Source organism: Shewanella sp. SACH, assembly GCF_001887095.2.
Classification (GTDB): Bacteria; Pseudomonadota; Gammaproteobacteria; order Enterobacterales; family Shewanellaceae; genus Shewanella; species Shewanella baltica.
This window is the reverse complement of record NZ_MPDG02000004.1, coordinates 1-14,807: the sequence shown is the minus strand read 5'-3', so window position 1 is coordinate 14,807 and position 14,807 is coordinate 1. Positions and strand designations below refer to the sequence as shown.

General features: G+C 48.9%; 12 protein-coding genes. 2 read left to right on the top strand and 10 right to left on the bottom strand.

Translation table 11 applies throughout. The annotated features are described in order from the left end of the window. Positions 1–23: 23 nt before the first annotated feature. The 10 genes from BM607_RS15590 to BM607_RS15545 form a co-directional block, all read right to left on the bottom strand. Positions 24–2,876: a molybdopterin-dependent oxidoreductase gene (locus tag BM607_RS15590; protein WP_071940375.1), complete on the bottom strand. Its 2,853-nt coding sequence runs from the start codon at positions 2,874–2,876 to the stop codon at positions 24–26. 17 nt (positions 2,877–2,893) lie between these two features. Continuing rightward, positions 2,894–3,094, bottom strand: coding sequence for a twin-arginine translocation signal domain-containing protein (locus BM607_RS15585; protein WP_006084531.1), 201 nt, complete (start codon positions 3,092–3,094; stop codon positions 2,894–2,896). 384 nt (positions 3,095–3,478) lie between these two features. Continuing rightward, entirely contained in the window at positions 3,479–4,507 is a 1,029-nt protein-coding gene (locus BM607_RS15580) for a formate dehydrogenase subunit gamma (RefSeq protein ID WP_006083567.1), read from the bottom strand. A gap of 49 nt (positions 4,508–4,556) precedes the next feature. Then, positions 4,557–5,153 carry a formate dehydrogenase FDH3 subunit beta gene (gene fdh3B / locus BM607_RS15575; RefSeq protein WP_006083566.1) on the bottom strand — a complete coding sequence of 199 codons (597 nt, stop codon included), beginning with the start codon at positions 5,151–5,153 and terminating at the stop codon, positions 4,557–4,559. Between the two features lie 26 nt (positions 5,154–5,179). Then, a complete protein-coding gene (locus BM607_RS15570) occupies positions 5,180–8,032 on the bottom strand; it encodes a molybdopterin-dependent oxidoreductase (protein ID WP_071940376.1) in 2,853 nt (950 codons plus the stop codon). 17 nt (positions 8,033–8,049) lie between these two features. Next, on the bottom strand, positions 8,050–8,247 hold the full coding sequence (locus BM607_RS15565; protein ID WP_006083564.1) for a twin-arginine translocation signal domain-containing protein: 198 nt from the start codon (positions 8,245–8,247) through the stop codon (positions 8,050–8,052). Between the two features lie 174 nt (positions 8,248–8,421). After that, positions 8,422–9,099 (bottom strand): molecular chaperone TorD family protein, encoded by a 678-nt coding sequence (locus BM607_RS15560; RefSeq protein ID WP_071940377.1) that lies wholly within the window; start codon positions 9,097–9,099, stop codon positions 8,422–8,424. 10 nt (positions 9,100–9,109) lie between these two features. Further along, positions 9,110–10,771, bottom strand: coding sequence for a 4Fe-4S binding protein (locus BM607_RS15555; protein ID WP_071940389.1), 1,662 nt, complete (start codon positions 10,769–10,771; stop codon positions 9,110–9,112). Positions 10,772–10,960: 189 nt separating this feature from the next. Then, complete coding sequence (locus BM607_RS15550; protein ID WP_071940378.1) at positions 10,961–11,629, bottom strand: DUF3306 domain-containing protein; 669 nt, start codon at positions 11,627–11,629, stop codon at positions 10,961–10,963. Continuing rightward, positions 11,629–12,093, bottom strand: coding sequence for a DUF3305 domain-containing protein (locus BM607_RS15545; protein ID WP_006083560.1), 465 nt, complete (start codon positions 12,091–12,093; stop codon positions 11,629–11,631). The genes BM607_RS15550 and BM607_RS15545 overlap by 1 nt, the downstream gene beginning before the upstream one ends. A 319-nt stretch (positions 12,094–12,412) precedes the next feature. On the opposite strand from BM607_RS15545, the gene BM607_RS15540 reads away from it, so the two are divergent. Further along, positions 12,413–13,285, top strand: coding sequence for a formate dehydrogenase accessory sulfurtransferase FdhD (locus tag BM607_RS15540; protein WP_083548648.1), 873 nt, complete (start codon positions 12,413–12,415; stop codon positions 13,283–13,285). A 69-nt stretch (positions 13,286–13,354) separates the two neighbouring features. After that, a complete protein-coding gene (locus BM607_RS15535) occupies positions 13,355–14,260 on the top strand; it encodes a helix-turn-helix transcriptional regulator (RefSeq protein WP_006083558.1) in 906 nt (301 codons plus the stop codon). Positions 14,261–14,807 lie beyond the last annotated feature (547 nt).

The window sequence follows — 14,807 nt, the reverse complement described above, 5'->3', positions numbered from 1 at the left end:
AATTCTCCTAGCTTAAGCTGCACTTACGCTTTAACGATCTGACACAGTGATGCCTTGGTTTCCTGCATTTGTGTCACAGGGTCATAACCATAGGTCAGCGCAGTGTTAGCGGATTCACCGATAACGTAAGGCACTGTGCCCTCTGGATAATTAGGCGCTAAACTTTCACCGTGCATCACACCCGCAAAGTGATATGGCATAAAGGTCACGCCCGGTTTAACGCGTGGCGTCACCATAGCTTGTACTTTAATGCGGCCACCTTCGGCGCCTTCTAACCAGACGTCTTCACCGTTACGAATGCCGCGATCGGCAGCATCGGCAGGGCTTATCTCAACAAACATTTCCTGTTGAAGTTCAGCTAGCCAAGGGTTACAACGAGATTCCTCACCACCACCCTCGTATTCAACCAGACGGCCTGAGGTCAGTACCAGTGGGTACTTGCCGCTCATGTCTTTGTCTTGGATTGACTTATACAGCGTAGGCAGACGGTGCACTTGCATGTCGGCATAGGTGGGGTATTTGGCCACTAAGTCACGGCGCGGCGTGTATAACGGTTCGCGGTGAACTGGCGCTTGGTCTGGGAAAGTCCAAACAATACAACGGGCTTTAGCGTTACCGAAAGGAATACAGCCATGCTTGATCGCTACGCGAACTATGCCGCCTGACAAATCAGTCTTCCAGTTTCTGCCTTCGGCTTCGGCTTTTTCTGCCGCCGTCAGATCATCCCACCATCCGAGTTGTTTGAGCAGCTTGTCGGAGAACTCTGGATAACCGTCTTGGATTTCAGCACCTTTAGAGAAAGAGCCTTCGGCCAATAGGTTTTTACCATTGTATTCAACGCCGTAACGGGCACGGAAGTTACCGCCACCATCTTTAACGTGTTTGGATTGATCGTAAAGAATTTGGGTGCCTGGGTGTTTCGCTTCTGGCGTGCCCCAACATGGCCAAGGTAAACCGTAGGTTTCGCCTTTCGCTGGGCCGCCTGCGGCTTCGAGCGTCTTGTTGCTGAAGGTGCCCCAGTTTTGGGTATGCAGTTTCAGACGTTCAGGGCTTTGGCCCGTCATACCGATAGTCCACATGCCGCGGTTGATTTCGCGGGTGATGTCTTCAATCACAGGCAAATCATTTTCTTTGGCGATGCGTTTAGTGTACTGCTCAGCAAAACCAAGTTTTTGCGCTAAGCGATACATGATTTCGATATCGGTTTTAGATTCAAACAATGGCTCTATGACTTTTTCGCGCCATTGCTGACTGCGGCCAGAGTTTGACACTGAGCCTTCAGTTTCAAACTGTGTCGCTGCTGGTAGCAAGTAAACACCATTCTTACGACGATGCATCACACCCGCCATAGTTGGAAATGGATCGACCACCACCACAGTGTCCATCTTGTCTAAAGCATCACGCACATCACGTTGGCGGGTTTCGGTGTTCACCGATTGTCCCCAGAAAAACGCCATGCGAATGTTATCTTGCTGCGCGAGTTTACCTTTTTCTTCTAACACACCATCGTGCCAGCGAGAGCAAGGGATACCCGGCGTAGTCATAGGTTCACGGCCAAGATAAGTGCCTTGATCGAAACGGCCTTTCATCCATTCAATGTCTAGATCCCACACGTGGGTCCAGTGGGTCCAAGCACCTGTTGTTAAGCCGTAGTAACCCGGTAAGTTATCGAACAACAAACCTAAGTCAGTCGCGCCTTGTACGTTATCGTGACCACGGAAAATGTTCGTTCCGCCGCCTGACACGCCCATGTTACCTAGCGCTAATTGCAGAATACAGTAAGCGCGGGTATTGGCATTACCGACGTGGTGTTGAGTACCACCCATACACCAGATCACAGTACCTGGGCGGTTATCAGCCATGAGTTTCGCTGCTTGATAAACCTCGGCTTCGCTCACGCCTGTGATGTTTTCTACTTCTTTAGGTGGGAATTTTTTCGCCTCGGCGCGAATGGTGTCCATCTCGAAAACGCGTTGTTGGATAAAGGTTTTATCCTCCCAACCGTTTTCAAAAATGTGCCATAACATACCGTAGATAAAAGGAATATCAGTACCTGGACGCAATGCACAGTGCAGATCGGAATGCGCCGCGGTGCGAGAGAAACGTGGATCAACCACGATCAACTTAGCGTTGTTTCTTTCTTTAGCGATCAGAATATGTTGCATCGCCACTGGGTGGGCTTCTGCAGGGTTAGCACCGATAAAGAAAATCGCATTCGCGTTTTGGATATCGTTAAAGGAGTTAGTTTGCGCACCGTAGCCCCAAGTGTTAGCAACACCGGCTACCGTGGTAGAGTGACAAATACGAGCTGAATGGTCGACGTTGTTTGTGCCCCACATGGCCGCCAGTTTGCGGTACATGTAGCAACCTTCGTTTGAGAATTTAGCGCTACCCATGAAGTACACTGAGTCTGGGCCGGATTCTTTACGAATGTTGAGCATTTGGTCGCCCACTTCGTTAATCGCATCTTCCCAAGAGATTTTTTTCCACTTGCCATCAACCAATTTCATTGGGTATTTCAGGCGTTTTTCGCCATGGCCATGCTCACGCAGTGCCGCACCTTTAGCGCAGTGACCACCGGCGTTGAAGGGATGATCGAATGCAGGTTCTTGACCCGTCCACACGCCATTTTGTACTTCAGCATACAGACCACAACCGACGGCGCAGGCACTACAAATAGTACGTTTGACTTCGATGGGGGCATCATGTGGCACTTCTTTGGCTTCGACGCGACGCATCATGCCTGTGCCCATTAGTGATGCCGCCGCAATACCACCGGTGGCAATACCTGCGTGCTTCATAAATTGACGACGGCTAATGCCTAACGCCGGTTTGTCTGCCACTGGGGCGACACTAGACTTGCGAGTTAACTTCATCGCTGACTTCTCCTAGATTAGCTGCGCAAGCTATTGTAATAGCTGCTGATGTGCGCAGTTTCGTGGTAACCCTTTGACGCTTTGGTGGTTACCTTGCTGCTCTCGCTGGCCTGTGCCACGCTCATGCCGGTTGCGGCAATCGCGGCACCCGCTACGCTGCCGACGGTGAGCGCTTTAAGCAAAGATCGGCGAGATAAATCGCTGGGTTGCTGCTTCATGCTGACTCCTGAAATTAGGGTTTAGTTTTTTGAGATCGCACGGCTTTTTGTGGGATTCATCTTGTTATCAAAAAGTGAAGATTAGCGGTGGAAAAGATAATGAAATCATCTTGTTTGCCATCAATCATCGCGCGTGACGGCAATATAGTAGGAAAGGGTTGAGTAGGAATTGATCTAGGACAGTTTGCAGTGTTGAAATCGGCTGCCGTACTCTTAAAGCGTTAACTCGCTCATAGTTTCGCAACTCCCTTGGGAGCAGGGCGCTGGCGGCTTTTTGTATCACAGCGTTTCAGGTGTTAAGTTTTTGTATTGTCGAATGAAGTACAGATAAAAGAACACCCCGCATGGCGGGGTGTTTTAAGGACCTAAAAGCTGCGGTGTAACTTAGTCTTTATATTTTAAGTTGCCGTTGGCTTTGATTTCGTCATACCAGAGATTGTGGTGCTGGATTGCCCAGTTTTCATCACAATAGCCTGACTTCATACACTCCATACCGCCTTCGCTGAGTACGGTCGCCATCCAAATATGCACTATGGTAAAGGCAATCAGGATAATGGCGCTGATAGAGTGGATCAGTAGCGCGCCCATGGAGGCTTCGCGCGGTAAGTCTAAGCCTGGTAACACCAACATGATGCCTGAAACACTGATGAATAAACCAAACAACATCAGCGTCCAGAACCACATTTTTTCACCAGCGTTAGCGAAACCACTGTCGGGGTGTTTACCTTTGAACGGGCCAAAGTTGATATAACCACCTACCACTAAAAACCATTTCAAATCATACATCTTGAAGGTTTGTAGTGGCATCCATTTGACGACACAGACAGCCCAAGCCGCGATAAAGATGGGACCTGCCCAATCGTGGATGGTTTTGCTGCCGTAGATCAATGGCGCCCACAGATCAGGCCCTAACATGGGCTGAACAACATGCTTACCTAACATTATGGTTAAACCGGTAAACATCAGTGTCAGGCAGCTGCTCGCCATGATCCAGTGGATCCACAGATCCGCCTTAGACCAACGTGCCACTAACTTGCCAGAAAAGCCTTTGCTGAGTTTTGATGGACCATTCACCAGATAAAACAATAAGAAAGCCCCAAACACACCGACGACGGCCAAAGCCATAATCGGGGTTAGATATTGGTTTCTCAGTTCTTTACCTTGGTTACCGGCAACGTTAATCAACACCCCAGTATCTATCCCTTTGGCAGTGGTATAGCCGGCATCGCCTGCTTTTACCGCCCGCCAAAGATCGGCATCGCTGGTTTGCGCTTTCGCCTGTTGTTGACTCGATTGCTGATCACTTGCGTGTACTGGGCTTGCGCTCATTACTGAACCTAATCCCAATCCCATGACGAGCACCAACAGAGCAAACAGACTGCGCAGTGATTTGTTTAACTGTTTGTTTAACATTTTCACTCCTTGCCAGAGGTTAGGGATGACTCCCTAACCCTCGCTCTGCTTAGTTAATCTCACCTGTCTTGGGGTTGTAACCCCAAATCACGTTAGGATTGCCACGAGAGGCCATACGTTGACGGTAGATATTGGATACCACTTCCGCATCACCCGCGAGCAGGGCTTTTGTCGAACAAAGCTCAGCACACATAGGTAACTTGCCCTCAGCAATACGGTTGGCGCCGTATTTTTTACGCTCGGCTTCGGAGAAGGTTTCTTCTGGGCCACCGGCGCAGAAAGTACACTTGTCCATCTTGCCACGACTACCAAAGGCAGTCTTTTTCGGGAATTGCGGTGCACCAAATGGACAAGCATAGAAGCAATAACCACAACCGATACAGGTATCTTTGTTGTGTAGCACTATGCCGTCTTCGGTACGGTAGAAACAATCTGCCGGACATACGGCCATGCAGGGAGCGTCAGTACAGTGCATACATGCCACTGAAATAGAGGCTTCGCCAGGTAGGCCATCGTTAATCGTCACCACGCGGCGACGTTGGATTCCCCACTCGAGAGCGGAGTCGTTTTCGTTCTTACATGCAGTGACACAACCGTTACACTCGATGCAGCGCTTGGTGTCACACAGAAATTTCATGACTGCCATAATGGCTTATCTCCTCATCAAGTAGGTTAGGCTTTGCTGATCTGGCACAAGCTGGACTTAGTTTCTTGCATCTGAGTCACAACGTCGTAGCCATAAGTTAAAATGGTGTTTGCCGATTCGCCTATCACGTAAGGCACTGTGCCTTCAGGATAGTTTTTCGCGAGGCTTTCGCCTTCAAACACACCAGCAAAGTGGTATGGCATAAAACATTCACCGGCAATAACACGCGGTGTCACCATAGCCTTAACCGTGATCTTGGCGCCTTCTGGGCCATGTACAAAGACATTGTCACCGTCACGCACGCCGCGATCCGCAGCATCCGCAGGGTTCATCTCGATGAACATTTCTTGTTGCAGCTCAGCAAGCCAAGGGTTAGAACGGGATTCTTCACCGCCGCCTTCGTATTCCACTAGACGACCAGAGGTCAGCGTCAGCGGGAAGCCTTGGGTAAAGTCCTTATCTTGGATTGACTTATACAAGGTCGGCAGACGCGCAACCATACGGTCTTCGTAGGTTGGGTACTTGGCGACTAAGTCACGACGAGGAGTGTAAAGTGGTTCGCGATGTTTCGGGATATCATCTGGGAAAGTCCAAACGATACAACGGGCTTTAGCATTTCCATAGGGAATACAGCCATGCTTGATCGCAACACGTTGGATGCCACCAGAAATGTCAGTCTTCCAGTTTTTGCCTTCGGCGCGTTTTTTCTCTGCATCTGTAAGCTCATTCCACCAACCCAATTGCTTGAGCATGTCGGCGGAGAATTCAGGATAACCATCTTGAATTTCACTGCCTTTAGAGAAAGAACCTTCGGCAAGAATGTTGACGCCATCGTGCTCGACACCGTAACGGGCACGGAAGTTACCGCCACCGTCTTTCACGTGTTTTGATTGATCGTACAGGATCTGGGTACCAGGATGTTTCATCTCTGGTGTACCCCAACATGGCCAAGGTAAGCCATAGGTTTCACCTTTCGCTGGGCCGCCGGGAGCTTGTAAGCTGTTGACGTCGAAAGTACCCCAGTTTTCTTGGTGCATTTTTAAACGTTCAGGGCTTTGACCTGTATAACCGACAGTCCACATACCGGTATTGAATTCGCGGGTCACATCTTCAATTAAAGGCTCATCGCCATTCACTTGAATATGCTTACAGAATTCTTTTTCAACGCCCCATTTTTTAGCGAGCTTGTACATGATGATGTGGTCGGGCAGAGATTCGAACAGTGGTTCGATGACTTTAGTGCGCCATTGAATCGAACGGTTGGTTGCAGAAACCGAACCATAGGTTTCGAATTGCGTCGCCGCAGGCAATAGGTACACACCGTCTTTACGTTGGTGCATGACACCTGCCATGGTTGGGAAAGGATCGACCACAACCACAGTATCCATCTTGTTCAATGCTTCACGCACTTCACGACCACGGGTTTCAGTGTTAACCGATTGTCCCCAGAAGAACGCCAGACGGATATTGTCTTTCTGCGCAATTTTGGTTTTATCTTCTAACACTCCATCGTGCCAGCGAGAGCAAGGAATACCCGTTGAGGTTTGTGGTGTTTGACCTAGGTATTCACCTTGGTCAAAACGACTGGCTACCCATTTAGGATCGAGATCCCATACATTTGACCAGTGAGCCCATGCGCCTGAAGTTAAGCCGTAGTAACCGGGTAAGTTGTCGAATAACAAACCAAAGTCAGTCGCGCCTTGCACGTTATCGTGACCACGGAAGATGTTAGTGCCACCACCAGAAACGCCCATGTTGCCAAGGGCTAACTGTAAAATACAGTATGAACGGGTGTTGGCATTACCGACGTGGTGCTGAGTACCGCCCATACACCAAACGATAGTGCCGGGTTTCGTTTCGGCCATCATCTTAGCAACACGGTACATTTGCGCCTTAGGCACGCCTGCAACAAGTTCAACTTCTTCTGGAGTGTATTTTTTAGCTTCTTCGCGGATACGCTCGATGCCGTATACACGTTGCTTGATAAACTCTTTATCTTCCCAGCCGTTTTCAAAAATGTGCCATAACAGGCCATAAATGAAGGGGATATCTGTACCTGGACGGATATGCACGTACTCGTCAGATTTCGCTGCAGTACGGGTGAAACGTGGATCAACAACAATCACTTTCGCGCCGCGTTCTTTGGCGACCAGGATATGTTGCATTGCCACTGGGTGCGCTTCACTTGGGTTTGAACCCACAAACATGATGCACTTTGTATTACGAATATCGTTGATCGAGTTGGTTTGCGCACCGTAGCCCCAAGTGTTAGCAACACCGGCTACCGTGGTAGAGTGACAAATACGGGCTGAATGGTCGACGTTGTTCGTGCCCCACAGTGCCGCTAATTTGCGATATAAATAAGCTTGTTCGTTCGAAAACTTGGCGCTACCCATAAAGTAAACGGAATCTGGACCTGACTCTTGACGAATCGCTTCCATCTTGTCGCCGACTTCATTAATCGCTTGATCCCAAGAGATCTTTTTCCACTTGCCGCCTTCTAACTTCATTGGGTATTTCAGGCGTTTTTCACCGTGGCCGTGCTCACGCAGTGCCGCACCTTTCGCGCAGTGTCCGCCTTGGTTAAAGGGATGGTCAAATGCCGGTTCTTGACCTGTCCACACGCCGTTTTGTACTTCTGCATATACACCACAGCCGACGGCGCAGTGAGAACAGATGGTACGTTTAACTTCGGTGGGAACATTGTGGCCTATGTCTTCTTGGGCTTGTGCTTTACGCATCATGCCTGTGCCCAGCATGGACGCCGCAGCGATGCCACCTGTGGCAAGACCTGCCGATTTTAAGAACTGACGACGATTGAGACCCAGTGCTGACGCTTTAGATTCGACAACCTGGTCTGTTTTGCGGGTTAATCGCATCACACACTCTCCTCTGGTTAGTTGTTCAACGACGCATAATAGTTACGGATATGGTCGGTTTCGCGGTAGTTCTCACTCTTAGGCTCTGTGGTTGCTGCCGTTTTTGTCGAAGCTAACGCCTGACTGCTCACGGTTACCACTGCGCCTGCCGCACTGCCGAGTGCCAATGCTTTGAGCAATTGACGACGGCCCATGTCGGAAGCTGGCTTCTTCATAGTGTCTCCTTGTGTTGCGGGATAAGGTGGCACAAACGGCGACCACCTCGGTTATTGTGAAAGCCTAAGCTTTCGTTATTGTTGCGAAGGTGCGTGTGACTTCACCTTCGCTGTTTAAATCCATTTAGCACTGATATCTAGCGCGCACATGTCGCGCTATTATTAAGCTTAGTCTTAGTTCATTAATTCCACTGGTTTTGCTAAATCGCTGGTGGCCGGTTGTAGGTCGGCGCTGCCTGGGCAATTGACGGGAATATCTAAGCTCAATTGTTCAAAGGCACTGGCTTCCATTTCAAAGAAGGCTTTTGCCAGCTGGGCGACGGTCGCGTAAAACGCAGCGCTGGGCGCTTTAGCTAAGTTGTCGCAGAAGCGGCCAATCCAACTGCCGATATGGCGTTGGTAAAAAGTCAGTTGGCGATAGCTCGGCGCTTCTAGAATCAGGGTTCCCATTACTTCACACAGGGCGGCTACATGATCTTCGGGTTCTTTGACGTTGTCTTCGCGTTCAAATCCGAGTTGCATCAGGTCTTGGCGCAATAATGCCAGCGGTTTGTCCATTAAGGAGCCAGTCATAAACCAGCTGCCATAGGGCAGGATTTCACCAGAGCCTACGCCGAGGAATAGCGCAAAATACTCGTCTTCAAGCTGTTCATCGCTGAACTGCTGGGCGGCAAGTTGGAGTGATAACCAAGCTTTGGTCATCTCGTTGTCTTCATTGGCATCGATTTCAAGATTGGCCAAAAATTGCAGCAGTTCAGGGCTAGGCTGACGGCGCAATAGGGCGGCTAACAGTTGATAGATATCGGCTCTCAACTGATCGTTTTCTGAAACTTGTCTTACTGATTCGGTCATAGCGGATCTCTTATCGCAGTTGCTTTTCAGGATCTTGAAGAATGTCTTCAAACATGTCTTTTACCCGGCAGTCGCCACACATTTTCAAGCGCTCAATATTGGCAGAAAATGCGCTGTGCGCGCCGACCATATCCAGCATCCGATGCACCATAGATTGGGTCGCAAAAGGAGAGCCGCAGCGAATACATTCGAAGGGGGCTTCTTCTTTCAGGGTGTGTTGTTGCTGACGAGCAGCTTTATCAAAATTAATTTGTGGCGTTAGGCTAATCACTTTTTCAGGACATGCCGCTTCACATAAACCGCATTGCACGCAGTTTTGCTCAATAAAGTGTAGTGCAGGTTTGTCGCCGCCATCTTGCAATGCCACGGTTGGACAAATTGCCACGCAGGACATGCACATAGTGCACTTTTCGACATTCACGCTGACTTTGCCAAAGGGAATGTTGTTGAGGCTAAGGCAAGTATCGATTTCACCCGCTTGGCTATTGAGGTGATCTATCGCTTCAAATAGCGTGTTGCGTTTAGTGGTCGAAGCAAATGCAGCGGGCACGATCACGGGCCAATCTAAGCTGATATCGAGCATCGCATCTAAATCGGCAAGCATGCTTGGGTCGATGAGGCTGATACGTTGCGGCTGACCCATCTCATCTAAAATACTATTGGCTAACGAAAGTTCACCTTTAAGCATTTGCGTAAGAGTTGGCGCCGTGGCGTCGGTATTAAGGATCAGCACTTGGCGCGCGCCCCATGCGAGTACCGACAGCCAATGATCTAAGCTGGCAACCGTAATTTCTTCTAAGGCGACGGGGATAATATCACCCGCTAGATCATCGGTAATAAAGTCGGCGCCGACGGCATTATCGTGGAACAAAATCACCGGTGCGGTTTGGGCTTGCTCGCGGAAACGACTAACGACTTTGTTCAGATATGAATGTAAAGCCTGCGGCGTCGGTAAATCGTAACTGATGGCACCCGTTGGGCAAGCGCTGGTACAACTGCCCGCGCCGTGGCAAAGGTATGGGTCGATTTCAATTTTCTTCGCCACGCTACTAATCGCATCGGCTGGGCAAAAGTTAAGGCAACGATTACAACCATTGATGCCATTGCGGTCATGGGCACAAATATCTGGGTTGATTTTGACGTAGCGAGGCTTGTCGAATTGGCCGACGAGATCGGGAATTTGCGCGAGGGCATCTTCGAGTTTCTCAGTGTCTTGACCGACATAGAAATAACCGGGTGGCAGCATTTCTAAGTTCAAACAAGCTGTGCTGCTCAAATCGAGCACGATATCGAAATGGGGTTTACGAATCGACACTAAACTGAGTTCGGCCGCGCCATCTTGATGTTCAACACTGACTTGGAATTGGCCTAAAAAGCCTTTTACGCCAATGAGTTTGTTGTAGTAACTTTCGACATCGGTTGCCGCCGCCATCACACGCTCAAGGTGCGCTTCATCTTGGCTGGTAATGGCTTCATTGGCTAAAATCACGCGATGGGCCATAGTGGACAATTTGTCCGCGGCAAGGCGAGCCAGATCTTCTGGGCCGATAATGAGGACATTGCCTTCGGTGGTGTAGCTGACGGTTGGCGGGATCAGATTCTGCAACATCTGAGTTTGCGCTAACACCTGTTGCCGCGCTTGTTTTAACGCTTCTTGGGTTTGATTGGTCATCAAATGAGTGCTCACATTGCGTTCCTGAACAGTACTTTGGCTGTTTCTTGTTTTACTGTATCTGGGCAGATTTAGGCGGCTGGTAATAAGTAAGTCATTGCCTTTTCTGCTTTTATCTAAGCTTTTTTATGTCTTAGTACAGCAATTCACATACCAAAGTTACGGACATTAAAATTAGCTAAACTGACGTTAAACAACTCGGGTTTGGACCTGAGCCGAGGGCTCTGGTGCATTTTGGGGTAGGTCATCAGTCTCCCCATCCAAATTGTCCGCTATCGGCTCTGCTGCCAATTCGGTGTCGACTTCTTGAGTCGTGGTTTCGCTTACATCAAGACTAGCGGATAGATTAGTTTCTGCAGCTTGTTTGGCTAAGGCTGACTCTTCATCCGGCGTTTCGCTGTCTTTGGTGATGTAGCGGAAGACTTTTTGCGCTAATTCTGCTGAAACTTCGGCGCTGAGTTTGGGCTGATTACTGTAATCGAGCGCATATTCTAAAAGCCCATCTATCTCGTTGAAATGTGGTTGTTTCCACAGTGCGCGTAGCGCCGCAGATTTCGCTGCTGGATCGACATTCGCGCCCATAAAACTCGCAAAGCTACCGCCAATTTCAATTTCGTCGGGATTGGGTAAATCCGCCGCCGTGAGCATGCGATTCGCATCGTCACATTCGGCATTATTGGACTCTGTTACTGGCTCTGTCGGTTGAAGCGGCTCAACTGCCAAAGTGGCTTTGGTCGCGATCGGCGCTTGAGGCGCGGCTTCTTCTTGAGTTTCTCGCGCTTGTTCAGCGGCAACTTGTTCGCGACGCTGGTTCCAGCGACTCAGTAGCCCAGCCGTTTTTTGCGTGGATTCAGCCATTAGTCCCTCCGAAGTGGATCGTGACTCGGGCCTTGATTCTTACGGCCATCGACATGCTTACGGCGATGGGCGGCGATTTCGACTTCGCCATGCTGGGTGATAAAGGCTTCAATCCAACAAGCGATGGCTTCTGGCATCAATAGGTTGATAACAGGGGTATTGCCCTCAAGGCAACCTGCGGCGACGTTTTGATCTGCCGACAGTGCTGCGGGTATCCAAGTGCCATCGGCCGTTTCATCGCACACTAAATACAGCATAGCGTTGTCTACATCGAGATTGAGGCGATAGCTGGCGCGTTCGTCTTTGTGCAGTTCGAGGAGCACTAAGGTCGCGTCGTCAGGGGCTTGATGGGTGGCGGGAAGTAGGTGTTCAATTTCCCATTGTACTGAGGTCCAGCGGCCAACTTGTTTCTCTACTTTTTTAAGTGAAACGTACATGGGCCAAACATTCGTTGTATGTTGCATTGTCTCTCCGTCTCAGCCGTGTTGATGGACGAACCGTAGATCGAACGGATCGGTTTTACCAACAAATTGCGATAAAAGGTCACTGCAATATTGGTGCCAGTAAACATGGGGTATTAGTTTGAACTAGATCATCAAAAACCTCCTCAAAAGTGGACATTTTGTCCAATGCTGGGTTTTGTTTGGGACATAAAAGGGCTAATGAAAAATCAGCATTGCGGCAGATCACGCATTTAAACCCGAGTTTTATACCTAGGTATAAATATTGCTATGCTCAGGCCATGACTCGTTAAGCGGTAGCATTATGATTTCGGAAAACAGCATGGGCACAGATAAAGAAGTAGCGGCAGCTAACCCCACTCAGAAGCCTCATCATCAGTGTTCTTTTGTGAGAACCCAAGCGGAAGTACCGTTAACCATTGCCGTAAAAGCAGTGAATGAAGCTGGGGAAGTGCTAGATAAATTTGTCGCCTGCGAACGTCCACTTACCGTTTATTTAAACTGGCGTCCGATAGTGACGCTGATGACACTAGGGGCAAAACCTGAGTCTCTGGCGTTAGGTTATCTTAAGAACCAAGGCTTTATTTCGGATGTGAGCCTGCTGGACTCTGTCATCGTCGATTGGGATGTGAGTTCTGCGGCTGTGGTTACCCGTGAACAAACTGCCGATCTCGACGAGAAACTCTCCGAAAAAACCGTGACGTCAGGCTGTGGTCAAGGCACGGTTTATGGCAGTTTCATGCAGGATCTAGATAACATCAATTTATCTACACCGAGTTTGAAGCAAAGCACGCTGTATAGCTTATTGAAAAATATCAACGAATATAACGAAACCTATAAGAATGCTGGCGCTGTGCATGGCTGTGGTTTGTGCGAAGACGATAAGATTATGGCCTTCGTTGAAGATGTCGGCCGCCATAACGCCGTTGATACCTTGGCTGGGGATATGTGGCTGATGCAGGATCGTGGCGATAACAAAATATTCTATACCACAGGCCGCTTAACCTCTGAAATGGTGATTAAAGTCGCCAAGATGGGGATCCCCATTTTGCTATCACGTAGCGGCGTGACTCAGATGGGCTTAGCACTGGCGCAGCAGTTAGGCATTACTATTATCGCCCGCGCTAAAGGTCGACACTTTTTGGTGTATCACGGCAGTGAAAATCTGCAATTTGATGCCAATACGGCTCCTTAGCTATAAGTCAGCTAAGACAGTAATGCTTAGACTTGCATGCAGTAATAAAGAATAAGACAAGGAAACAAGATGACGTCTGCCAGTGAATTGGTTTACATGAGCGCGAAGCAAGTGGCCGAGTATTTAGATCTTAACGAGAAAAAAGTCTACGCCATGGCCAACGACAGAATTCTCCCCGCCACTAAAATCACCGGTAAATGGCTATTCCCGAAAGTGTTAATCGACCGTTGGGTGATGGATTCGTGTCACAGTGGCATGCTTACCGACCGTTTATTGATCACCGGCAGTGACGATCCACTCTTATCTATGCTGGTGGCGCGCTTGATGGCACAAGTCGGTAGTCGTGAGTTGATAAGCTACAGCGCTACAGGTTCACGCTTAGGATTAGAGTTACTCGCTAAAGGTTATGCCGATGTGTGTACCTTACACTGGGGCAGCATGGAGGATCGCAATATCCGTCATCCAGCCTTACTTAAAGGGTATAACAATCATCAACAATGGATCATGGTGCACGGTTACTCCCGTCAACAAGGGTTGATCATGCGTGCCGATATGCACCACAGATGCCAAGAGGAAGATAAAGTCGTGAACTTACCTTGGCGTTGGGTGAGTCGTCAGGGCGGCGCGGGTAGCCAGCAACATTTAGAACATTGGTTGTTAAAGCAAGGCGCTCGTTTAGATCAACTTAATGTCGTGCTGACGGCCTATAGTGAACGCGAGCTGGCAGGTTATATCGCCCGTGGTGATGCAGATATAGGTTTTGGCTGTCAATCTGTGGCATTGGAGAGTGGTTTGAGTTTTGTGCCACTGATTAAAGAGTCCTTCGATTTCGTTATGCCGCAAAGCATTTACTTCCGTCGTCAGCTTCAACAACTCTTTACTATGTTGGCGAGCGGCCACTCGAGGCAAATGGCGGCGCTACTGGGTGGCTATGATCTTACCGACTGCGGACAATTACTCTGGAGTGCGAGCTAATCCGCTCGCTCGGTAATGGATCAAGCTGAATAGAGTCGAACGATCTCTGCATTAGTTATGATAGTTACTTACGCTGCTACTTATATATAGCTAGTTACCGAATAAGTATTAAAGAGATCTCTCCCTGTCCCTGATTAAGTCATTTCGGCTTTCTATGGCGATGGGATGAAGGCTGCGACTATGACTATATAGCTAAATAGCTAAAGTATCTTTATCGCCGAATGTGTTAGCGCGTCATCTATATTGCTCCCCGTTATATTCCATTAATTGCTCTATATAAGTGAAGGAATGAGATATTTCGGTTCGAGCAGTCGTTATCCTTATCTAAAATTTATAGAATCTATGCGTAAATCTCTTCGCCTTGATGCAGTACATCCTCAAAATATGAGGTAGAACTGCAGAGAAAACGCTATTTTGTGGATAACTTTGGGGGTAAGTGGTGGGTATCTTGTGGCTAGTTTAGATAATCAGAATTAACTGCAAATTTCCTTAAAATAGGGGTTGCGCACTTTCTCAATCTCCCTATAATGCGCATCCACTGACACGG

What these genes read in the sequence shown, in the direction of transcription:
- BM607_RS15570 (WP_071940376.1), bottom strand. Translation starts at nt 8,032, where the DNA reads ATGCGATTAACCCGCAAAACAGACCAGGTTGTCGAATCTAAAGCGTCA.
- BM607_RS15585 (WP_006084531.1), bottom strand. Translation starts at nt 3,094, where the DNA reads ATGAAGCAGCAACCCAGCGATTTATCTCGCCGATCTTTGCTTAAAGCG.
- BM607_RS15565 (WP_006083564.1), bottom strand. Translation starts at nt 8,247, where the DNA reads ATGAAGAAGCCAGCTTCCGACATGGGCCGTCGTCAATTGCTCAAAGCA.
- BM607_RS15590 (WP_071940375.1), bottom strand. Translation starts at nt 2,876, where the DNA reads ATGAAGTTAACTCGCAAGTCTAGTGTCGCCCCAGTGGCAGACAAACCG.
- BM607_RS15540 (WP_083548648.1), top strand. Translation starts at nt 12,413, where the DNA reads ATGGGCACAGATAAAGAAGTAGCGGCAGCTAACCCCACTCAGAAGCCT.
- BM607_RS15545 (WP_006083560.1), bottom strand. Translation starts at nt 12,093, where the DNA reads ATGCAACATACAACGAATGTTTGGCCCATGTACGTTTCACTTAAAAAA.
- BM607_RS15550 (WP_071940378.1), bottom strand. Translation starts at nt 11,629, where the DNA reads ATGGCTGAATCCACGCAAAAAACGGCTGGGCTACTGAGTCGCTGGAAC.
- BM607_RS15535 (WP_006083558.1), top strand. Translation starts at nt 13,355, where the DNA reads ATGACGTCTGCCAGTGAATTGGTTTACATGAGCGCGAAGCAAGTGGCC.
- BM607_RS15560 (WP_071940377.1), bottom strand. Translation starts at nt 9,099, where the DNA reads ATGACCGAATCAGTAAGACAAGTTTCAGAAAACGATCAGTTGAGAGCC.
- fdh3B (WP_006083566.1), bottom strand. Translation starts at nt 5,153, where the DNA reads ATGGCAGTCATGAAATTTCTGTGTGACACCAAGCGCTGCATCGAGTGT.
- BM607_RS15580 (WP_006083567.1), bottom strand. Translation starts at nt 4,507, where the DNA reads ATGTTAAACAAACAGTTAAACAAATCACTGCGCAGTCTGTTTGCTCTG.
- BM607_RS15555 (WP_071940389.1), bottom strand. Translation starts at nt 10,771, where the DNA reads ATGACCAATCAAACCCAAGAAGCGTTAAAACAAGCGCGGCAACAGGTG.